Annotated in this window: 16 protein-coding genes; 10 read left to right on the plus strand and 6 right to left on the minus strand. The window is 66.5% G+C overall.

The window, feature by feature from the left end; genetic code table 11:
* Nucleotides 1-17: 17 nt before the first annotated feature.
* The 3 genes from xth to folD all read right to left on the minus strand — a co-directional run bounded on the left by xth (nt 18) and on the right by folD (nt 3,884).
* On the minus strand, nt 18-848 hold the full coding sequence (gene xth / locus CNE_RS06780) for an exodeoxyribonuclease III (protein WP_013956384.1): 831 nt from the start codon (nt 846-848) through the stop codon (nt 18-20).
* Complete coding sequence (locus CNE_RS06785) at nt 845-2,929, minus strand: M3 family metallopeptidase (RefSeq protein WP_013956385.1); 2,085 nt, start codon at nt 2,927-2,929, stop codon at nt 845-847. The genes xth and CNE_RS06785 overlap by 4 nt, the downstream gene beginning before the upstream one ends.
* Before the next feature lie 103 nt (nt 2,930-3,032).
* Nucleotides 3,033-3,884 (minus strand): bifunctional methylenetetrahydrofolate dehydrogenase/methenyltetrahydrofolate cyclohydrolase FolD, encoded by an 852-nt coding sequence (folD, locus tag CNE_RS06790; RefSeq protein WP_013956386.1) that lies wholly within the window; start codon nt 3,882-3,884, stop codon nt 3,033-3,035.
* A 160-nt stretch (nt 3,885-4,044) separates the two neighbouring features.
* On the opposite strand from folD, the gene CNE_RS06795 reads away from it, so the two are divergent.
* A complete protein-coding gene (locus CNE_RS06795; protein WP_013956387.1) occupies nt 4,045-4,725 on the plus strand; it encodes an energy-coupling factor ABC transporter permease in 681 nt (226 codons plus the stop codon).
* Nucleotides 4,726-4,827: 102 nt separating this feature from the next.
* Here CNE_RS06795 and CNE_RS06800 read toward each other — a convergent pair whose 3' ends face one another.
* Both CNE_RS06800 and CNE_RS06805 read right to left on the minus strand, forming a co-directional pair.
* Nucleotides 4,828-5,460 (minus strand): response regulator transcription factor, encoded by a 633-nt coding sequence (locus CNE_RS06800; protein WP_010813074.1) that lies wholly within the window; start codon nt 5,458-5,460, stop codon nt 4,828-4,830.
* A gap of 169 nt (nt 5,461-5,629) precedes the next feature.
* Nucleotides 5,630-8,215 (minus strand): PAS domain S-box protein, encoded by a 2,586-nt coding sequence (locus CNE_RS06805; protein WP_013956388.1) that lies wholly within the window; start codon nt 8,213-8,215, stop codon nt 5,630-5,632.
* Nucleotides 8,216-8,637: 422 nt separating this feature from the next.
* On the opposite strand from CNE_RS06805, the gene aceE reads away from it, so the two are divergent.
* From aceE to amrS, 7 genes are all read left to right on the plus strand, one after another.
* Nucleotides 8,638-11,325, plus strand: coding sequence for a pyruvate dehydrogenase (acetyl-transferring), homodimeric type (gene aceE, locus CNE_RS06810; protein WP_013956390.1), 2,688 nt, complete (start codon nt 8,638-8,640; stop codon nt 11,323-11,325).
* Between the two features lie 167 nt (nt 11,326-11,492).
* The gene (gene aceF / locus CNE_RS06815; protein WP_013956391.1) at nt 11,493-13,169 is read left to right on the plus strand and encodes a dihydrolipoyllysine-residue acetyltransferase; all 1,677 of its coding nucleotides are present in this window, start codon (nt 11,493-11,495) and stop codon (nt 13,167-13,169) included.
* Nucleotides 13,170-13,237: 68 nt separating this feature from the next.
* Nucleotides 13,238-13,915, plus strand: coding sequence for an Ntn hydrolase family protein (locus CNE_RS06820; RefSeq protein WP_013956392.1), 678 nt, complete (start codon nt 13,238-13,240; stop codon nt 13,913-13,915).
* A 33-nt stretch (nt 13,916-13,948) separates the two neighbouring features.
* Entirely contained in the window at nt 13,949-15,733 is a 1,785-nt protein-coding gene (lpdA, locus tag CNE_RS06825; RefSeq protein ID WP_013956393.1) for a dihydrolipoyl dehydrogenase, read from the plus strand.
* Between the two features lie 316 nt (nt 15,734-16,049).
* A complete protein-coding gene (locus tag CNE_RS06830; protein ID WP_041227872.1) occupies nt 16,050-16,487 on the plus strand; it encodes a universal stress protein in 438 nt (145 codons plus the stop codon).
* Between the two features lie 94 nt (nt 16,488-16,581).
* Nucleotides 16,582-16,776: a hypothetical protein gene (locus CNE_RS06835; protein ID WP_013956395.1), complete on the plus strand. Its 195-nt coding sequence runs from the start codon at nt 16,582-16,584 to the stop codon at nt 16,774-16,776.
* Nucleotides 16,773-17,861 carry an AmmeMemoRadiSam system radical SAM enzyme gene (gene amrS, locus CNE_RS06840; protein ID WP_013956396.1) on the plus strand — a complete coding sequence of 363 codons (1,089 nt, stop codon included), beginning with the start codon at nt 16,773-16,775 and terminating at the stop codon, nt 17,859-17,861. Before CNE_RS06835 ends, amrS begins: the two co-directional genes overlap by 4 nt.
* Before the next feature lie 281 nt (nt 17,862-18,142).
* Here amrS and phaP1 read toward each other — a convergent pair whose 3' ends face one another.
* Entirely contained in the window at nt 18,143-18,721 is a 579-nt protein-coding gene (gene phaP1 / locus CNE_RS06845) for a TIGR01841 family phasin PhaP1 (protein WP_013956397.1), read from the minus strand.
* A gap of 359 nt (nt 18,722-19,080) precedes the next feature.
* On the opposite strand from phaP1, the gene CNE_RS06850 reads away from it, so the two are divergent.
* Together CNE_RS06850 and CNE_RS06855 are read left to right on the plus strand one after the other, a co-directional pair.
* Nucleotides 19,081-20,001, plus strand: coding sequence for a histone deacetylase family protein (locus tag CNE_RS06850; RefSeq protein ID WP_041228360.1), 921 nt, complete (start codon nt 19,081-19,083; stop codon nt 19,999-20,001).
* Complete coding sequence (locus CNE_RS06855; protein WP_013956399.1) at nt 19,998-20,921, plus strand: DMT family transporter; 924 nt, start codon at nt 19,998-20,000, stop codon at nt 20,919-20,921. The genes CNE_RS06850 and CNE_RS06855 overlap by 4 nt, the downstream gene beginning before the upstream one ends.
* The last annotated feature ends 40 nt before the right edge of the window (nt 20,922-20,961 follow it).

The following is a 20,961-nucleotide window of genomic DNA, read 5'->3' on the forward strand; positions in this document are numbered from 1 at the left end:
CGGCGCCAGCGGCGCGTTCAGCCGCAGCTGAGTGTGGCCACCACCGGCGTGTGGTCCGACGGCTGCTCCCACGTGCGCGGCACGCGGTCGATCACGCAGGCGCTGCAGCCGCTGGTCAATGCCGGCGACAGCAGGATGTGGTCGATGCGCAGGCCCGCATTGCGGCGGAATGCCATCATGCGGTAGTCCCACCACGAGAAGGCCTTCTCGGGCTGCTCGAACTGGCGGAACGCATCCGCCAGGCCGAGTTCCACCAGGGCGGCGAATGCAGCGCGCTCCTGTGGCGAGACCAGGTTCTGGCCTTCCCATTTCTTGGGGTCGTGCACGTCGCGGTCTTCCGGCGCGATATTGAAGTCGCCCAGCAGCGCCAGCTTCGGGTAGCGCTTCATCTCTTCGCGCAGCCAGGCCGTCATCGCATCCAGCCACTTGAGCTTGTAGACGAACTTGTCCGAGTCCAGCGCCTGCCCGTTGGGAAAGTAGGCGCAGACCAGCCGCACGTCGCCGTACGTGGCCGCGATCACGCGCTGCTGCGCGTCCTCGAAGCCGGGGATGTTGCGCACCACGTCGGCGGGGCCGGGCATGCTGGCGTCGCGGGCGAGGATGGCCACGCCGTTGTATGTCTTCTGCCCGGTGTAGATGCTGTGGAAGCCCGCGTTCTCCAGCTCGGCCAGCGGGTACTTGTCGTCCGGCAGCTTCAGTTCCTGCAGGCACAGCGCGTCGATCGGCGCGCCGGCCTGGTCCTGCTCGGCCAGCCATTGCAGCACCTGCGGCAGGCGCACCTTGAGCGAGTTGACGTTCCAGCTGGCAATGCGAAGCGGGCCGCTGGCGGGCAGGGCGGCGGCGCTCATGCTGCCATCCCGCCGTGGCGCAGCAGCGCGTCGATCTGCGGCGCGCGGCCGCGGAATGCGACAAACGAGTCCATCGCCGGACGGCTGCCGCCGACCGACAGGATCTCGCGCTGGTAGCGCGCACCGGTCTCGCTGTCGAGCACGCTGCCCGACAGCTGCGCGGCCTCTTCGAACGCTGCGTACACGTCGGCCGACAGCACCTCGGCCCACTTGTAGCTGTAGTAGCCCGCCGCATAGCCGCCGGCGAAGATATGGCTGAAGGTGTTCGGCCAGCGCGACAGCGGATGCTGCGGCACCACGTGCACGCGGTCGTTGATCTGGCGCGACAGGTCCAGCACCGAGGTGGCGCCGGCCGGGTCGAAGTCGGTGTGCAGGTGCATGTCGAACGACGAGAACACGATCTGGCGCAGCGTCATCATGCCGTTCTGGAAGTTCTTGGCCGCCAGCATGCGGTCAAACAGCGCGCGCGGCAGCGGCGCGCCGGTGTCGATGTGCTGCGTCATGCCGGTCAGCACCTCATACTCCCAGCAGAAATTCTCCATGAACTGCGACGGCAGTTCCACCGCATCCCATTCCACGCCGTTGATGCCCGACACGCCCAGCTCGCCCACCTGCGTCAGCATGTGGTGCAGGCCATGGCCGAACTCATGGAACAGGGTGATCACTTCATCGTGCGTGAACAGCGCGGGCTTGCCGCCCACCGGCGCGGAGAAGTTGCAGGTCAGGTAGGCCACCGGCGTCTGCACGCCGCCTTGCTCCAGCACCTTGCGGCCGCGCGCGTCGTCCATCCAGGCGCCGCCGCGCTTGCCTTCGCGCGCGTACAGGTCGATGTAGAACTGGGCCAGCAGCGTGCCGTCGGCGGTGGTGACGCGGAAGAAGCGTGCGTCCTTGTGCCAGGTCTGCGCCTGCTCGGGCTCGATGCGCACCGAGAACAGCTTCTGCACCACGCCGAACAGGCCCTCGAGCACCTTCGCTTCTGGGAAGTACTGCTTGACCTCTTGCTCGGAGAACGCATAGCGCTGCTGGCGCAGCTTCTCCGAGGCATAGGCGACATCCCACGGAGCCAGTTCAGGCAGCCCCAGCTCTGCTGCGGCGAAGGCCTTCATCTCGGCCCAGTCCTTCTCGGCATAGGGGCGCGCCTTGACGGCGAGCTCGTCGAGGAACTTCAACACCTCGGCCGGCGATTCGGCCATCTTCGGCACCAGCGAGACTTCGCCGTAGCACTGGTAGCCGAGCATCTGCGCCTCTTCGCGGCGCAGGGCCAGCTGCTCGCGCATATTGGCGGTGTTGTCCCAGTCGGCCTGGCCCTGGCCATGCTGCGGGCCCAGTTCCGAGGCGCGCGTGACGTTGGCTTCGTACAGGGTCTGGCGCAGCGCGCGGTCGTCCGCGTACTGCAGCACCGGGAAGTAGGACGGGAAGTGCAGGGTGAATTTCCAGCCGGCCTTGCCATCCTTCTCTGCGGCATGGCGGGCGGCTTCCTTGGCGTCGTCGGGCAGGCCGGACAGGCGGGCCTCGTCCTCGACATGCAGCGCGTAGGCGTTGGTGGCATCCAGCACGTGGTCGGAGAAGGCCTTGGACAGCTGGGCCTGCTGCTCCTGGATCTCGGCGAAGCGCGGCTTCTTGTCCTCAGGCAGCTCGGCACCGCCCAGGCGGAAGCCGCGCAGTTCGTTCTCGATCAGCTGGTGGCGCGCCGCGCTCATGCCGGCGAACTCCGGGCTGGCGGCCAGCGCCTTGTACTTGTCGTACAGCGCCAGGCTCTGGCCGAGCGAGGACCAGAACTCGGTCATGCGCGGCAGGTTCTCGGCGTGCGCGCGGCGCAGTTCGGGCGTATCGGCCACGGCGCTCAGGTGACTGACTACGCCCCAGGCGCGGCCCAGCGGCTCGGTGGCCGCTTCCAGCGCCTGCACGGCGCTGGCCCAGTCGGCGGGCGTGGCCGGATCTTCGGCCCGGGCGACGGCCTGCTGGGCGCGTTCCAGCAGCACGTCCAGCGCCGGGCTGATGTGCTCGGGCCGGATTTCTGCAAAGCGGGGCAGGTCGGAAAAGTCCAGCAGAGGATTGGTAGCGTTGGCGGCTTGGTCCATGGCGTGTTCTCGGTTGGCTGGCCTCGATCGGGCAATATTCCCGCAGATGGGGCCGGGGCGCTGGATTTTCCAGAGCCCCGGGTGGCGTATCGTACGCGCGGCCTCAGCCGGCGGCGCGCTCGGCGGCTTCCAGCGTATTGACCAGCAGCATGGTGATGGTCATCGGCCCGACCCCGCCCGGCACCGGCGTGATGTAGCCGGCGACTTCACGCACGCCGGCAAAGTCGACGTCGCCGCACAGCTTGCCGTTGTCGTCGCGGTTCATGCCCACGTCGATCACCACCGCGCCCGGTTTGACCATGTCGGCGGTGATCAGGTTGCGCTTGCCGACCGCGGCCACCACCACATCCGCGTCGCGGGTGTGGGCGCCGATGTCGCGCGTCTTGCTGTTGCAGATGGTGACGGTGGCGCCGGCCTGCAGCAGCAGCATCGCCATCGGCTTGCCGACAATATTGGAGGCGCCCACCACCACGGCGCGCGCGCCGCGCAGCGGGAACTGGACCGATTCCAGCATCTTCATGCAGCCGTAGGGCGTGCAGGGGCGGAACAGCGGGGCTCCGGTCATCAGCGCACCGGCATTGGCCACGTGGAAGCCGTCGACATCCTTTTCCGGCGCGATGGCTTCAAGCACCTTGTGGCTGTCGATATGCTTGGGCAAGGGCAGCTGCACCAGGATGCCGTGGATGTTGGGGTCCTGGTTCAGTGCCTCGATGCGGGCCAGCAGTTCCGCCTCCGACAGGTCGGCCGGGTAGCGGTCGAGTGAGGAATGGAAGCCGTTGTCCTGGCAGGCCTTGACCTTGTTGCGGACGTAGACCTGGCTGGCCGGGTCCTCGCCGACCAGGATCACGGCCAGGCCGGGCCGGTGACCACGCTCAGTCAGGCGGGCGGCGCGCAGGGCGGCTTCGGAGCGGATTTGTTTGGCAAGGGCGTTGCCGTCGATCAGGTGGGCAGGCATGGAGGCTGGGCGGGTTCGTGGCCGGGAGGTGGAGGTGCCGCCGCGCGCCGGAGCGCGGGTTGGGCTAAAGGCGGAATTATAAAGGTTGCGTGGGGCTTGCCGCACGGAGCTTGACCGGGTGCAAGGGCCGGGCGGGGGCAGCGCTGGTAGCATCGGCCGCATGCACACCGCGCTGCCGTCCCTGCTGTCCCACCCCTTGCTGCTGTTGCTGTCCCTGGCGGCACTGCTGTGGGCGCTGACGCGCCGGCCCTGGCAGCTGTTGCGGCGCAATGCGCTGCAGAACGCCTGGCTGGGTGCGATGGTGCTGGTGGCGCTGCTGTGGACGTTGCGCGCCACGCTGGTCGGCGGGCTGGTGATCCAGCTGCTCGGCGCCACGCTGATGGTGACGCTGTTCGGGCTGCCGCTGGCGCTGCTGTCGCTGTTCGTGGTGGACGTGGTGTCGCTGTTCGGGCTCGAATACCTGGCCGGGCATGGCTGGGCCCAGTTCGACTGGCCCTCGCTGTGGGTGCGCTACGTCTGGCTGGCGCTGCTGCCGGCGCTGATCTCCGCGGCGCTGCAGGCAATGATGCGGCGCCTGCTGCCACGCCATCCGTTCGTTTTTATCCTGGGGCACGGCTATTTCACGGCCGGGCTGGCCGCGCTGGGCGCCAGTGCGGCGGAAGCCGGCTGGCGCCACCTGACGGCGCCGGGCCCGCCATGGAGCGTTGCCGAAACCCTGACGGCAGCCGTCATCCTGGCCTTTGGCGAGGCCTTCCTGACCGGCATGCTGGTGGCGATTTTTGTGGTCTATCGGCCACAATGGGTCGTCACGTTCCGGGACGAGGAATACCTGGACCGCTGACGGGACTGAGGGGATGCAGAGGCGGCGCCGGACGGCGCGCGGAGAGGGCAGCCGGTGCGGCCGCGGGCCGCACCGGGTCAGGCGGAGGCAGGCGCCGGCCGCTCAGCTGTTGCGCGACAGCGCCAGGCGCAGCAGGTCGGCGACGGTGTTGACGTTGAGCTTTTCCATGATGTTGGCGCGGTGCGCCTCCACGGTCTTGATGGAAATGCCCAGGTCGTCGGCGATCTGCTTGTTCAGGCGGCCGGCCACGATGCGCTCCAGCACCTGCTGTTCGCGCGTGGTCAGCTTGCCCAGCAGGTCCTTGGCGGCGCGCTGCTCGCGTGCGGCGGAATGGTCGGTGCGGGCCTTGGTCAGCATGCGCTCGACCAGTGCGCGCAACTCGGACTCGTCGAAGGGCTTTTCGATGAAGTCGATGGCGCCGCGCTTCATCGTCGACACCGCCATCGGCACGTCGCCGTGGCCGGTGATAAAGACGATGGGAATGTCGATCTGCTCGGCCAGCATGCGCTCCTGCAACTCCGGGCCGCTCATGCCGGGCATGCGCACGTCGAGAATCAGGCACGACACCTGGCTGGCATCGTAGGCGGCGAGGAACTGCTCGGCGCTGGTGAAGCTGCGCACCTGATAGCCATTGCCCTCCAGCAGCCAGGTCAGCGAGTCGCGCATGGCTTCATCGTCGTCGACGATGAACACGGTCTCGCCGCGGTGGGGCGTGGGGTTTGGCGTTGCGGTCATGTAGTCTCCTCGGGACAACAATTCATTGCTGCGAAGTGTAACCGGCAGCGGCCCTCTGTGGCGAGACAGGCCCCCCACATCCGTGGGGAAACGGGGCGGGCCGGCTTTTTCTGGAATCCTTGGGTACGCCCGGGCGCGAAGGCCCCGGCAACAGGGCCTGTGGTTCGGCTTAATGCTCGGCCAGCGCCGATTGCAGCGGCAGCATGATTTTAAATGTACATCCGATGCCGTCGGCATTGTTCTCCACCCACAGGCGGCCCTGGTGCGACTCGATGATCGAGCGGCAGATGTTCAGCCCCATGCCCATGCCGTCGGATTTGGTGCTGAAGAAGGGTTCGAACAGGCGCTCCTTGGTGGCTTCGTCCACGCCCGGCCCCTGGTCGATCACGTCGATATGGACGTTGTCGCCGATCTCGCCCGGCTCCACCCGCGCGTGCAGGCGCACCACGCCGCCGGCATGCAGAGCCGGCAGGCCGGCCATGGCTTCCACGGCGTTCTTGAGCAGGTTCACCAGCACCTGCTCGATCAGCACCGGGTCGACATAGACCGTCAGCGGCGGGGTTGGCAGGCGGGTCAGGATGGTGACGCGGCGGCGCGTGGCCTCCAGATCGGCCAGGCCTACCGCGTCGGCGACGATGTCGTGCAGCGCGGCCTCGCGCCGCTGCGGCTGGCTGCGCTTCACGAAGCCGCGGATGCGGCTGATGATGGTGCCGGCGCGCACCGCCTGGGCCGAGGTCTTCTCCAGCACCGGGATCAGGTCCTCGGGCGTGCTGCGGCCCGAGTGCAGCCGCGCCACCGCGCCCATGCAGTAGTTGTTGATGGCCGCCAGCGGCTGGTTCAGCTCATGCGCCAGCGACGACGCCATCTCGCCCATGGTGGTCAGGCGGCTGGTGAACTGCAGGCGCTCTTCATGCTGGCGCGCCATTTCCTCGGCGGCCTTGCGCGCGGTGATGTCGGTGGCGATCTGCATCTGCGCCAGGTGGCCGTCGACCCACTGGATATAGCGGCGGCGCACTTCGAACCATTTCTGCATGTCCGGCACGAACACTTCGCGCGCATCCGATGCGTACGGCATCAGCTCGGACGCCGGCAGGCCGGCATAGGCGTCGACATAGTCGGTGTTGTCGCTGGAGACCTGGTCCTTGTCGAGGTCGTCGCCGGCCAGCTTCAGGTGGCCCTCGGCCTCCCAGCCGAACAGCTGCCGGTAATAGCGGTTGGCAAAGAGCAGCTCCGCCTTGTCGGTGGCCAGCACCGACACCGCGGCGTCCAGGCTCTCCAGCACCGTGGTGAAGCGGTCATGCGCCGCGGCTAGTTCCTCGCGCGCGCGCTTGGGCTCGGTGATGTCCGTCATCGAGCTCATCCAGCCGGTATGGCGGCCGCGGCTGTCCACCAGCGGCGACACGTACATGCGCGCATAGAAGCTGCTGCCGTCGCGGCGCATCACGCGCATCTCATAGCCGCCGGCGGGCGACTTGCCCTGCAGGGTCAGGTCGATCTGCTTCTGCATCTCCTGCTGGTCGTTGGGCGGCCAGTAGGGGAAGGGCGGCAGGCGCCCGACCAGGTCGTTCTCCTGCCAGCCGGTCATGCGGCAGAAGGCCGGGTTGACATAGGTGATGCGGCCGTTCAGGTCGAGCGCGCGCAGGCCGATCAGCATCGAGTTTTCCATCGCGCGCCGGAACGAGGTCTCGGCCAGCAGCGCGCGCTGCGCCTCGGAGCGGCGGCTGGTGTGGCGCCACATGCTCCACAGGCTCCACAGCAGGAAGCACGACAGCCCCACCACCAGCCACAGCAGCATGTTGTTGGGCAGGTTCGACGCCGACGGGTAGGCATCGGCGCGCAGCGACAGCGAGTGGCCCGGCGGATCCAGCAGCACCTCGTACGACAGCGCATTGCCCGGCACTGGCCGCAATGAGGTGCTGGCGCGGGTCTGGTTGTTCTTGTCGATCAGCGAGAAGCGGTAGCGCTCGGTCAGCTCGGGCGGCAGCAGGTGCGTCAGGATGCCGTTGATCGAGTACAGCGCGCCGAGCGTGCCGAGGAACTCGTTGTCGCGCACGATCGGCACTTCCATCAGCATGAAGCTGTCGCCGCGGTCGTTGACCAGCGGGCGCGAATAGACCACGCGCTGGGTCTCGCGCGCGGCGTCGAAGGTGTCGAGCACTTCGGGCTCGAGCGGCTGGTCTTGGGTCTCGCGCAGGCGGCTGGCGAATTCCGAGGTCGATGGCAGCGACCAGCGGCCGCGCTTGGTGGCATCGAGCCAGTTGATGAAGACGATCTCGGGGTTTTCGCGCAGGATTTCCTGCGCCGCGGTGCGGTAGGCGCCTTGCTCGAGCTGCGCGGCGGCGATGTCGCGCGCCAGCGAGGCCAGCTGGTCCTGGTTGCTCAGCAGCGACAGACGCACGCGCTGCTGTGCCCAGGCGGCGTCGCGGTACAGGGCGTCGCGTTGCTGCTGGCGCTCGGTCTCGTGCAGGGACCACAGGATCACGCCCATGGCCACCGTGAACAGTACGATGGCAACCAGCGGGATGAACATGAACCAGCTGGTGGCCACCAGGTTGCGCCAGCGCAGCCACCACAGCCCGCGCGGTGCGGCCACGGGGGCGCCGTCGTCGGGGCCCAGCGCCTCGATCGGCCCCAGTCCGGCCGCCGGCGAAGGGGCGTGCGCGGGATCGCCTCCGGCCGCCTTGGCTGATCCCGACGCGTCGGGAGGAAGCATGGCTGCACGCAGGCTGGAGAGAAGTCGGTCGAAAAACGGCATGGGAGGGATTGACGGCTGACCGACCAGTGTACCGAGATTATTGCGGTGCGTCGCTTGGGGAAAGCGCCAATGAAAACATTGCTGCTGCGGCCGGTGCGGGCAGGCTTATGGCGCATGGCGGGCCGGTCCGGTGGTGATTCTTGGTGCGCTGCCGCATAATTCCACATTATAAAAAACGATATCGCAATTTGAAAATTTCACTTGTGTTGGACTTTGCGCTTCCATAGAATCGGTTCGACCCCAGAATGCGGGCGGTAGCCATGTGCCTGCCGCGCGGAGAGACCGGAACAGGTTTCCCGGCGGCGGCCCGATGCAAGGCGGCATGGCACCGGATCCGCAAGTCGGTGCGAGTCATACGTAAAGTCGTGTCCAGGCGCTGCCAGCGCGGGCGCGGAAGCAAAGAATTCACCCAGGAGACAGTCATGTCCGCCGTACCAGAGCAGATTCTCGGCGCCTCGAGCGCCAACGACGCCGATCCCCAGGAGACCCATGAATGGCTCGACGCCCTGCAGGGCGTCCTGGCCGCCGAAGGTCCGGCGCGCGCCGCTTTCCTGATCGACAAGCAGATCGAATACGCACGCGTGAACGGCGTCACCCAGCCGTTCCACGCCGAGACGCAGTACATCAACACGATTCCGGTCGAGCAGCAGGCCCGCATCCCCGGCGACCAGGACATCGAGCACCGCATCCGCTCGTACACCCGCTGGAACGCCATGGCGATGGTGCTGCGCGCGAACAAGCACACCAACGTCGGCGGCCACATCTCGTCGTTCGCCTCGGCTGCCACGTTGTATGACGTCGGCTACAACCACTTCTGGCGCGCCCCGTCGGAAGCCAGCGGCGGCGACCTGGTCTTCGTGCAGGGCCACTCGGCTCCGGGCGTGTATTCGCGCGCCTTCCTGCTCGGCCGCCTGACCCAGGACCAGCTCGACAACTTCCGCCAGGAGGTGGACGGCAAGGGCATCTCGTCCTACCCGCACCCATGGCTGATGCCGGACTTCTGGCAGTTCCCGACGGTGTCGATGGGCCTGGGCCCGATCATGGCCATCTACCAGGCCCGCTTCATGAAGTACCTGGACAGCCGCGGCCTGGCCAAGGCCGGCGACCGCAAGGTCTGGGCCTTCCTGGGCGACGGCGAGACCGACGAGCCGGAATCGCTGGGCGCGATCGGCATGGCCGGCCGCGAGAAACTCGACAACCTGGTCTTCGTCATCAACTGCAACCTGCAGCGCCTGGACGGTCCGGTGCGCGGCAACGGCAAGATCATCCAGGAACTGGAATCCGAATTCCGCGGTGCCGGCTGGAACGTGATCAAGGTGGTGTGGGGCAGCAAGTGGGATTCCCTGCTGGCGCGCGACACCAAGGGCCTGCTGATGAAGCGCATGATGGAATGCGTCGACGGCGAGTATCAGACTATGAAGGCCAAGGACGGCGCCTACGTCCGCGAGCATTTCTTCAACACGCCTGAACTGAAGGCGATGGTGGCCGACTGGTCCGACGACGATATCTGGCGCCTGAACCGCGGCGGCCACGATCCGCACAAGATCTACGCCGCCTACAAGGCTGCCAGCGAGCACAAGGGCCAGCCCACGCTGATCCTGGCCAAGACCATCAAGGGCTATGGCATGGGCGACGCCGGCCAGGCCATGAACGTGGCCCACCAGCAGAAGAAGATGCCGGTGGACGCGATCCGCAAGTTCCGCGACCAGTTCAATCTCCCCGTTGCCGACGACCAGCTGGAAGATGTGCCGTACATCACCTTCCCGGAAGGTTCGAAGGAACTGGAATACATGCGCCAGGCGCGGCAGAACCTGGGCGGCTACCTGCCGGCCCGCCGCCAGAAGGCCGAAGCCCTACCGGTCCCGCAACTGTCCGCGTTCGAGGCGCTGCTGAAGGCCACCGGCGAGGGCCGAGAAGTGTCCACCACCATGGCCTTCGTGCGTATCCTGAACACCCTGCTGAAAGACAAGCAGATCGGCAAGCACGTGGTGCCCATCGTCCCGGACGAGTCGCGCACCTTCGGCATGGAAGGCCTGTTCCGCCAGGTCGGCATCTGGAACCAGGAAGGCCAGAAGTACGTGCCGGAAGACCATGACCAGCTGATGTTCTACAAGGAATCGCAGACTGGCCAGGTGCTGCAGGAAGGCATCAACGAAGCCGGCGCCATGTGCGACTGGATCGCCGCCGCCACGTCGTACTCGACGCACGGCGTGCAGATGATCCCCTTCTATATCTACTACTCGATGTTCGGCATCCAGCGGATCGGCGACCTGTGCTGGGCCGCTGCCGACATGCGCTCGCGCGGTTTCCTGCTGGGCGGCACCGCCGGCCGCACCACGCTGAACGGCGAAGGCCTGCAGCATGAAGACGGCCACTCGCACGTGTTCCACGCCGCCATCCCGAACTGCATCTCGTACGACCCGACCTTCCAGTACGAACTGGCGGTGGTCATGCAGGACGGCCTGCGCCGCATGTACGCCGAGCAGGAAGACGTCTACTACTACCTGACGGTGATGAACGAGAACTACGAGCATCCGGAAATGCCGGCTGGCGTAGAGCAGGACATCGTCAAGGGCATGTACCAGTTCCGCAAGGGCGTCGAGAACAGCAACGCGCCGCGCGTGCAGCTGCTGGGCTCGGGCACGATCTTCCGCGAAGTGATCGCCGCTGCTGACCTCCTCAAGAAGGACTGGGGCGTGGAGTCGGACCTGTGGGGCTGCCCGAGCTTCACCGAACTGGCCCGCGAAGGCCACGACGTCGAGCGCTTCAACCTGCTGCACCCGACCGAGACCCCGCGCGAATCGCACGTGGCCAAGAGCCTGAAGTCGGCCCGCGGCCCGGTGATCGCCTCCACCGACTACGTACGCGCCTTTGCCGAGCAGATCCGTCCGTTCGTGCCGCGCCGCTATGTGGTGCTGGGCACCGACGGCTTCGGCCGCTCGGATACGCGCGAGAAGCTGCGCCACTTCTTTGAAGTGGACCGCTACTGGGTCACGCTGGCCGCGCTCAAGGCGCTGGCCGACGAGGGTGCGATCGGCCGCGACAAGGTCGCCGAGGCCATCAAGAAGTACAACCTCGATCCGAACAAGCCCAACCCGATGTCGGTCTGATCCGGCAGCCAGCACCAACCCCCGCAGTACGGCAACGCCGTGCCGCGGGCGCCCCGGCCAGAGCCCGGACGGCGCCTTGCGGCATGGCGGCGTGACAGAAGCGGGCGGCGAAGGTAATCTCGCCGCTTGCGGACGTCGCGCGTGCCGGCCTGCCCAGGAGACACTGAATGAGTCAAGCGATTGAAATCAAGGTGCCGGATATCGGCGACTATGACGCCGTTCCCGTCATTGAAGTGCATGTGAAACCCGGCGACAGCATCGACGCGGAAGACGCGCTGGTGACGCTGGAGTCGGACAAGGCCACCATGGACGTGCCCTCGCCGCAGGGCGGCGTGGTCAAGGAAGTCAGGATCAAGGTTGGCGACAACGTCGCCGAAGGCTCGGTGCTGGTGATGCTGGAGCCGGCCGGCCAGGCCGCTGCTGCGCCCGCGCCTGCAGCCGCACCGGCGCCTGCCGCCGCTGCACCGGCCCCGGCAGCCGCCGCAGCCCCCGCAGCCCCCGCGCCGGCTCCGGCCGCAGCGCCGGCTGGCGGTGGCGGCATCATCGAGGTGAAGGTGCCTGATATCGGCGACTACGACGCCGTGCCGGTCATCGAAGTTCACGTCAAGGCGGGCGACACCATCAATGCCGAAGACGCCGTGGTGACGCTGGAGTCCGACAAGGCCACCATGGACGTGCCGTCGCCGCAAGGCGGCGTGGTCAAGGAAGTCAAGGTCAAGGTCGGTGACAACGTCGCCGAAGGCACGCTGCTGCTGATCCTGGAAGGCGCCGCCGCAGCCGCCGCCCCGGCCGCTGCCGCCGCGGCACCGGCTCCGGCTCCGGCTGCCAGCGCGCCCGCACCGGCGCCGGCCCCCGCAGCCGCCGCCCCGGCTCCGGCCGCAGCGCCTGCTGCCGCGCCGGCCGCCGCTGGCGCAATCGGCAAGGCCGCCCACGCCAGCCCCTCGGTGCGCAAGTTCGCACGCGAGCTGGGCGTGGACGTGTCGCGCGTGCCGGGTACCGGCCCCAAGGGCCGTATCACCCAGGAAGACGTGCAGGGCTACGTCAAGGGCGTGATGAGCGGCCAGGCCGCCGCGCCCGCGCAGGCCGCCGCGGCTGGTGCCGGTGGTGGCGAGCTCGGCCTGCTGCCGTGGCCGAAGGTCGATTTCACCCGCTTCGGCGAGGTCGAAAGCAAGGCCCTGTCGCGCATCAAGAAGATCTCGGGCGCCAACCTGCACCGCAACTGGGTCATGATCCCGCACGTCACCAACCATGACGAAGCGGACATCACCGAACTGGAAGCCTTCCGCGTCCAGCTGAACAAGGAAAACGAAAAGGCCGGCATCAAGGTGACGATGCTCGCCTTCATGATCAAGGCCACGGTGGCGGCGCTGAAGAAGTTCCCGAACTTCAATGCCTCGCTGGACGGTGACAACCTCGTGCTGAAGAAGTACTTCAACGTCGGTTTCGCCGCGGACACCCCGAACGGCCTGGTCGTGCCGGTGATCAAGGACGCCGACAAGAAGGGCGTGCTGGAGATCAGCCAGGAAATGAACGAACTGGCCAAGCTGGCACGCGACGGCAAGCTCAAGCCGGACCAGATGCAGGGCGGCTGCTTCTCGATCTCGTCGCTGGGCGGCATTGGCGGCACGTACTTCACGCCGATCATCAATGCGCCGGAAGTGGCCATCATGGGCGTGTGCAAGTCGTACCAGAAGCCCGTGTGGGACGGCAAGCAGTTCGTGCCGCGCCTGACGCTGCCACTGTCGCTGTCGTGGGACCACCGCGTCATCGACGGTGCCGAGGCCGCGCGCTTCAACACGTACTTCGGGCAACTGCTGGCGGATTTCCGCCGGATCCTGCTGTAAGCGGGGTTGCGCCGGGCAGGCCGACGGCCTGGCCTGCCCGGCGCACCACGCGCAACCGGGAGCGAGCCATGACTACCTGCGTGGTCGTCAGGAAGGGCGCCGAGGTGGCCATCGCGGCAGACGCGCTGGTCACCTTTGGCGACACGCGCCTGTCGCGTGCCTACGAGCGCAACCAGAAGGTGTTCCCGGTGGGCGACGGCTTTATCGCGCTGGCCGGGACCACCGCGCACTTCCCGGTCATGCGCACGCTGCTGGCGGGGCTGGGCGAGGAGTGCCGGCTGGGCTCGCGCGACGACGTGTTCCGCACCTTCCTGAAGGTGCATGAGAAGCTGAAGTCGGACTATTTCGTCAACACCAAGGAAGACGAGGACGATCCCTACGAGTCGTCGCAGATCGTATGCCTGATCGCCAATCCGGCGGGCATCTTCGGCGTCTATTCGTACCGCGAGGTGTTTTCGTTCGACCGCTTCTGGGGCATCGGCTCGGGCCGCAACTACGCGCTGGGCGCGATGCATGCGGTCTATGACCGGCCGGACCTGGATGCGGGCGAGATCGCGCGTATCGGCGTCGATGCGGGCGTGGAGTTCGACAAGAGTTCGGCGGGGCCGATCGAGGTGCACACCGTGCGGCTGCACGAGGGTGACGCCGCACCGGCGGCGGTGGCTGGCGGTACCGCGGGTGGCAATCCGTCGACCGGCAATACAGCACCCGACAGCGCGGCAACCAACAACGACGGCGCGCCCTGAAGCCGAGAGGCGGGCGCGCATAGAGGAGCAAACATGAGTGTGATCGAAGTCAAGGTGCCGGATATCGGCGATTTCGACGCGGTGGAAGTGATCGAGGTGCTGGTCAAGGCCGGCGACACGGTCGAAGTGGAACAGTCCCTGATCGTGCTGGAATCCGACAAGGCCAGCATGGACGTGCCGTCGTCGGCCGCCGGCAAGGTGGTTGAGGTCAAGGTCAAGGTCGGCGACAAGGTCGGCCAGGGCGCGGTGATCTGCACCATCGAGGCCCAGCAGGCCGCGGCCGCCCCGGCGCCCGCGCAAGCCCCGGCACCGGCGCAGGCTCCCGCACCCGCGGCGGCTGCTCCGGCCCCGGCTCCTGCCGCCGCCAGCCACAGCGGCGGCGCCGATATCCAGTGCGAGATGCTGGTGCTGGGCGCCGGCCCCGGCGGCTATTCGGCCGCTTTCCGCGCCGCAGACCTGGGCATGAACACCGTGCTGGTGGAGCGCTACGGCACCCTGGGCGGCGTCTGCCTGAATGTGGGCTGCATCCCGTCCAAGGCGCTGCTGCACAACGCCGCCGTGATCGACGAAGCCAAGGCGCTGGCTGCGCACGGCATCCTGTTCGGCGAAGCCAAGATCGACCTGGACGGCCTGCGCCACTACAAGAACCAGGTGGTCGGCAAGCTGACCGGCGGCCTGGCCGGCATGGCCAAGGCGCGCAAGGTGCAGGTGGTGCGCGGCGTCGGCAATTTCCTCGACCCGCATCACCTGGAGGTGGAGCTGACTGAAGGCGAGGGCAAGCAGACCACCGGCAAGAAGACCGTGATCCGTTTCGAGAAGGCCATCATCGCCGCCGGCAGCCAGGCGGTGAAGCTGCCCTTCATCCCCGAAGACCCGCGCATCGTCGACTCGACCGGCGCGCTGGAGCTGCCCGAAGTGCCCAACAAGATGCTGGTCATTGGCGGCGGCATCATCGGCCTGGAAATGGCCACGGTGTACAGCACGCTGGGTGCCGACATCGACGTCGTGGAAATGCTCGACGGCCTGATGAACGGCGCTGACCGCGACCTGGTCAAGGTCTGGGAAAAGAAAAACAAGGACCGCTTCGGCAAGGTCATGCTGAAGACCAAGACCGTCGGCGTGGAAGCCAAATCGGACGGCATCTACGTCAAGTTCGAAGGCGAGGCCGCACCGGCCGAGCCGCAGCGCTACGACCTGGTGCTGGTGTCGGTAGGCCGCTCGCCCAACGGCAAGCGCATCAGCGCCGAGAAGGCAGGCGTTGCCGTGACCGACCGCGGCTTTATCAACGTCGACAATCAGTTGCGCACCAACGTGCCGCATATCTTTGCGATCGGCGATATCGTCGGCCAGCCGATGCTGGCGCACAAGGCCGTGCACGAAGCCCACGTGGCGGCGGAAGCCGCCCATGGCGAGAAGGCCTACTTCGATGCCAAGCAGATCCCGTCGGTGGCCTTCACCGATCCGGAAGTGGCCTGGGCCGGCCTGACCGAAGACGAATGCAAGGCGAATGGGATCAAGTACAGCAAGGGCGTGTTCCCCTGGGCGGCTTCGGGCCGCGCCATCGCCAACGGCCGCGACGAGGGCTTCACCAAGCTGATCTTCGACGAGGAAACCCATCGCGTGATCGGCGGCGGCATCGTCGGCACGCATGCCGGCGACCTGATCAGCGAGGTCTGCCTGGCGATCGAGATGGGCGCCGACGCGGTGGATATCGGCAAGACCATCCATCCGCACCCGACGCTGGGTGAGTCGATCGGCATGGCGGCGGAGATCTATGAAGGTACGTGTACTGACGTGCCGCCGCCGCGCAAGCGCTGAGCGCCGGTCGCCGCAAGCGAGAAAGCCCGCCTGTCCAGGCGGGCTTTCTCATGGGCAATTATGCAATTAACCGCCAGGATTTGGCGGCGTCCGCGAGATCTGGTGCCACAACCGCTTGCATCGCGGCCGGGATGCAGTTTGCGACAGGAGCGGCGCAAGATCTTCGCTGCCTATACTGAATGCAGCCGGCATGCACCTCAATGCAACCGAGGGCGGCACTGCATATTCGCACGCGGCCGTTCGCTTGCCAGATGTCTGCTGGCGGGATCCGGTGGCCCCCCGTGTGGCTACCGTTCAGCTGACAAGGAGGCACGACGTGTTCAGGCATCTTCTTGTTGCGGTAGACGGCTCCGCACTGGCCGAAGCGGCCTTTCGCAAGGCACTGGTGTTCGCGCAGGAGACGCAAGCCAGCATTACGGCGGTGCGCGCCTGCCCGGATTTCCACATCACGACTTACCACACCGAAATGCTCACCGACACCCGAGAGCAGTTCGAAGAGGCGGTCCTCGAGGACGCATCGAAATACCTGGACGGCATCGCCCGAGAGGCCGCCGCGGCAGGCGTGCCTTGTGACACCAGCAGCGTGGTCGACGACCACCCCTACGATGCCATCATCAAGGCTGCCGAAGAAAAGGATTGTGACCTGATTGTCATGGCATCTCATGGACACAGGGGTGTGAAGGGTCTGCTGATCGGCAGCGAAACCCTGAAGGTACTGACCCACAGCAAGATTCCGGTGCTGGTATATCGCTGAACGCCGCGTGAACGGGGTCGCCGGGATCGATGATGCCGGACACGTTCGTGATGCCACCATGGTTGCCTGTCATGGGCGCCATAAAGGATCCGCCATGAGCACTCGCCGCTATGTCGTGATGATCGACCAGCCCAGGGACGTTGCCGACGAGCAGATGGCAGAGTACATCAAGCATGCCATCGCCGGCTGGGGTGCCGGATTGCCCCCGCCTCCGGCGGACAGCCCGTTCTTCGACCTGGATGTGTTGTCGGTAACCGTGATCAGCAAGCCGCACAAGGACCATCCATGAAGGATGTGCCCGGTTCAGGGAGCTACCCCGGCCGTTACTGGCATTTCCTGGATGACGGCCGCATGCAATGCGACCTGTGCCCGCGCAACTGCCGCCTGCACGGCGAGCAGCGCGGCGCTTGCTTCGTGCGCCAGCGGGTCGGCGATCGGATGGTGCTGACCGCCTACGGCCGCTCGTCGGGCTTCTGTATCGATCCTGTCGAGAAGAAGCCGCTCAACCACTTTTACCCGGGCTCCGCCGTCCTGTCGTTCGGCACGGCCGGCTGCAACCTGGCCTGCAAGTTCTGCCAGAACTGGGATATCAGTAAATCGCGCGAGATGGAGACCCTGGCCGATGCGGCCATGCCCGAAGCGATCGCCGCATCGGCGGCGGCGCATGGTTGCAAGAGCGTGGCCTTCACCTACAACGACCCGGTGATCTTCGCCGAATACGCCATGGACGTAGCCGATGCCTGCCACGAACTGGGGATCAAGGCGGTGGCAGTGACCGCCGGGTATATGGGCGCCCAGGCGCGGCGTGATTTCTACACCAGGATGGATGCGGCAAACGTCGACCTGAAAGGCTTTACCGACGCGTTCTATGTTGCCTTCACCGGGGCGCACCTGCAGCCGGTACTGGAGACGCTCCAGTACCTGAAACACGAAACCGATGTCTGGCTGGAGATCACGACGCTGCTCATTCCCGGCAAGAACGACAGCGATGACGAGATTCGCGCCGAGGCCCAGTGGATCGCCAGGGAGCTTGGCCCCGACGTTCCGCTGCACTTCACCGGATTCCATCCGGACTACAAGATGCGCGACGTGCCGCCGACACCATGCTCCACCCTTGCGCGCGCTCGCAAGCACGCGTTGGCGGAGGGGCTGCATTACGTCTACACCGGCAACGTCCACGATACTGCCGGTGCCACCACGTATTGCCCTGTTTGCCGCGCGCAGCTCATTGTGCGCGACTGGCATGCGATCGAAAGCTATCGCCTGACGCCCACGGGAACTTGCCCGGACTGCTTTGCGCAGATTGCAGGACGTTTCGGGAATTTTGAGCGTCAGTTCGGGCGGCGGCGGATTCCTGTGTACATCGGGGAATAAGCCGGCATGCAGGCGCAGGGCCCACAGCCGCAGGTCGCTGGGACCAACCTGGTGGAAGGGGGAAGCGCAAAAAAAAGCCCGACCTGTAGAGGTCGGGTTTAACGATACCTTTGGACAAGGAGACCGCGGTACCGAGGAGACATCGGCAGACAAGGCAGCGCCGGTGCAACTCAGTCAGGGCACTACCTTCATCGTTGGCAAAGCACACCGCAAACGCCAGGCGTCGATATGCTTTGGCAACGGACCGGCCGTAGCCGGTCCATCTTCAACGCAGACTGCTATCAGGCAGCCGTCGTCTTCTTCGCCGTGGCCGTACGGGCCGTGGCGCTGGCTTGCTGGGCAGCCTTGGTGGCAGCCGTTGCCGCAGCCTGGAAGTTGGTTTCAGCGATTTCGACCGCTTGCTTGGTCGCCTTCTGCACCGACTCGTAGGCGTTGTTGGCAGCGGAGATCGCCGACTTCACGATGGCCACGGTCGATTCCGAACCGGCCGGGGCGTTCTTGGCGAGGTTCTCGACCAGGGCTTGCACGTTCTTCGAGCCTTCGGCCAGTTGGGCCTCGGCTACCTTGGTGAACTCGCTCTGGGTTTCCGAAGCGATTTCATACAGGTGGCGCGTGTAGGCCAGGGTCTTTTCGGCAACCGGCTGCACGGCTGCGGCCTGGATGGCCAGCAGTTCCTGCGCGTCCTTGGCCGACAGTGCCTTCTTGGCGTTGTCGACGCTTTCCGCGAACGAGGTCTTGACGACCTGCAGGTTCAGCTCGACGAGCTTTTCGACGCCTTCAAACGCCTTGGTGGTCAGGCCGAACAGCGTTTCGAGGTTGGCCTTTTGCGCTGCTGCAACTTGTTCCGGGGTGAGGATCATTGCTGGTCTCCAGTGGTGAACTTCAAGGTCTAGCAAATTAAGCCGCCTAGATGTCAGGGCCGTGACGGTGTTGTGCCGGATTCGGCCAGCCCAGGCGTGTGGGTGGGTCAAGGCGCATTTCTTGTTTGGTGCGCCGCAACAATTCCTATTGTAGAGACGCCGGATTCAATGTCAAGTGGATTTTGTGCGATGCACAAAAGAGCGTTGCAGACGATGTACGGATGTGGCGGCTGCGCTATCCCGGCACGCTCCGGCGATGGCCGGGCAGGGGTGCTACCATCCCGGATTGCCCGCGCCCGCACGGCTGGCCGCCGCCGGGAATCCAACAAGACGTGAACCGAACCGCCCAGGCCACTTCCATGCTCGCTTTCTACGCCGACCACTTTGTGCTGCCACTGCCACCCGGGCACCGTTTCCCGATGCGCAAGTACAGCATGCTGCGCGATGCCGTCGCGGCGCAGGTGCCGGGGTTGCGCCTGGTGGAGGCGCCGCGCGCGGGCGACGACGCCTTGTTGCTGGCGCACACGCCCGGGTACGTGCAGGCCGCGTCAACCGGCACGCTCGACGCGGCGCGCCAGCGCGAAATCGGCTTCCCGTGGTCCGAGGCCATGGTGGAACGCTCGCGGCGCTCCGCCGGCGCCACCATCGAGGCCTGCCGGACGGCGCTGCGCGAAGGCGTTGCCGTGAACCTGGCGGGCGGCACCCACCATGCGTATGCCGACAAGGGCGGCGGCTTCTGCGTGTTCAACGATGCCGCCATTGCGGCCCGCGTGCTGCAGCGCGATGGTGCCGTGCGCCGCGTGGCCGTGGTCGACCTGGACGTGCACCAGGGCAACGGCACCGCGTCGATCCTGCAAGGCGATCCCTCCGTGTTCACGCTGTCGCTGCATGGCGAGAAGAACTATCCGTTCCGCAAAGAAGCCAGCAACCTGGACGTCGGCCTGCCAGACGGCTGCGACGACGACACCTATGCGCAGGCGCTGCAGGCGGCGCTGGACACGCTGTTCAGTCGCTTCGATCCTGAACTGCTCATCTACCTGGCCGGTGCCGATCCGCATGAGGGCGATCGCCTCGGGCGGCTCAGGCTGACCCTGGCGGGCCTGGCACGGCGCGACCGGCTGGTGTTCGATGCCGCGCATGCACGCCAGTTGCCGGTGGCAGTGGCGATGGCGGGCGGCTACGGCAACCAGATCGAGGATACGGTTGCGGTCCACGCGCAGACTGTGAGCCTAGCCGCGCAATATCACGCGCGCCATGCACAGGTGGCGCTGGCCTCATGAGTGGCGTGATGGAGCAAGGCGGCGCAGCGGCAAGCGCCCGCGCCACCCTGTGGGTGGCGTCGATGCCGTGGCTGTTCGTGCTGATCTGGAGCACCGGCTTTATCGTCGCCAAATACGGCATGCCGTATGCGGAGCCGATGACCTTCCTGTTCCTGCGCTTTGCCGGCGTGGTGGTGCTGATGGTGCCATTCGTGCTGCTGGCGCGCGTGCCGCTGCCGCGCCTGCCAGGCAAGGCGGAAACGGACTGGCGCGCCGTCGGCCATATCGCCGTCGCCGGGCTGCTGCTGCAGACGGGCTACCTGGGCGGCGTCTGGGCGGCGATCAAGCTTGGCATGCCCGCCGGCGTATCGGCGCTGATCGTCGGCATGCAGCCGATCCTGACCGCGCTGATCGCCACGCGCATGGGTGAGCGCATCGGCGCGCGCCAGTGGCTGGGGTTGCTGCTGGGCATTGCCGGCGTGGCACTGGTGGTGGCCAACAAACTGGGTGCCAGCGGGCTCACGCCGGCAAGCCTGGCACTGGCGGGTGGCGCCTTGCTCAGCATCACGGTCGGCACGGTCTACCAGAAGCACTACTGCCCGGTGTTCGACCTGCGCATGGGCTCGGTGATCCAGTTCGCCGCGGCGGCACTTGCGTGCGTGCCGTTCATGTTCCTGTTCGAGACCCGCGCGGTGCAGTGGAGTGCCGCGATGTTCGGTGCCATGGCGTGGTCGGTGGTGGCGCTGTCGATCGGCGCGATCTCGCTGCTGTTCCTGCTGATCCGGCAGGGCGCGGCCACCAAGGTGTCGAGCCTGATGTACCTGACGCCGCCCACTACCGCAGTGATGGCCTGGCTGCTCTTCGGCGAGCGCTTTCCGCCGCTAGCCGCTGCCGGCATGGTGCTCGCGGCGCTGGGTGTCGCACTTGTCATCCGCCGCTAGCCGCGGCGCGTTCGAGTCGCGTACGCGGCTACTTCAGAGT

Source organism: Cupriavidus necator N-1 (genome assembly GCF_000219215.1).
Lineage (GTDB): Bacteria > Pseudomonadota > Gammaproteobacteria > Burkholderiales > Burkholderiaceae > Cupriavidus > Cupriavidus necator.

Bases quoted from the DNA above. Each gene is read 5' to 3' on its own strand.
- xth (WP_013956384.1), bottom strand. From the start codon at position 848: ATGAGCGCCGCCGCCCTGCCCGCCAGCGGCCCGCTTCGCATTGCCAGC.
- CNE_RS06785 (WP_013956385.1), bottom strand. From the start codon at position 2,929: ATGGACCAAGCCGCCAACGCTACCAATCCTCTGCTGGACTTTTCCGAC.
- folD (WP_013956386.1), bottom strand. From the start codon at position 3,884: ATGCCTGCCCACCTGATCGACGGCAACGCCCTTGCCAAACAAATCCGC.
- CNE_RS06795 (WP_013956387.1), top strand. From the start codon at position 4,045: ATGCACACCGCGCTGCCGTCCCTGCTGTCCCACCCCTTGCTGCTGTTG.
- CNE_RS06800 (WP_010813074.1), bottom strand. From the start codon at position 5,460: ATGACCGCAACGCCAAACCCCACGCCCCACCGCGGCGAGACCGTGTTC.
- CNE_RS06805 (WP_013956388.1), bottom strand. From the start codon at position 8,215: ATGCCGTTTTTCGACCGACTTCTCTCCAGCCTGCGTGCAGCCATGCTT.
- aceE (WP_013956390.1), top strand. From the start codon at position 8,638: ATGTCCGCCGTACCAGAGCAGATTCTCGGCGCCTCGAGCGCCAACGAC.
- aceF (WP_013956391.1), top strand. From the start codon at position 11,493: ATGAGTCAAGCGATTGAAATCAAGGTGCCGGATATCGGCGACTATGAC.
- CNE_RS06820 (WP_013956392.1), top strand. From the start codon at position 13,238: ATGACTACCTGCGTGGTCGTCAGGAAGGGCGCCGAGGTGGCCATCGCG.
- lpdA (WP_013956393.1), top strand. From the start codon at position 13,949: ATGAGTGTGATCGAAGTCAAGGTGCCGGATATCGGCGATTTCGACGCG.
- CNE_RS06835 (WP_013956395.1), top strand. From the start codon at position 16,582: ATGAGCACTCGCCGCTATGTCGTGATGATCGACCAGCCCAGGGACGTT.
- amrS (WP_013956396.1), top strand. From the start codon at position 16,773: ATGAAGGATGTGCCCGGTTCAGGGAGCTACCCCGGCCGTTACTGGCAT.
- phaP1 (WP_013956397.1), bottom strand. From the start codon at position 18,721: ATGATCCTCACCCCGGAACAAGTTGCAGCAGCGCAAAAGGCCAACCTC.
- CNE_RS06850 (WP_041228360.1), top strand. From the start codon at position 19,081: ATGCTCGCTTTCTACGCCGACCACTTTGTGCTGCCACTGCCACCCGGG.
- CNE_RS06855 (WP_013956399.1), top strand. From the start codon at position 19,998: ATGAGTGGCGTGATGGAGCAAGGCGGCGCAGCGGCAAGCGCCCGCGCC.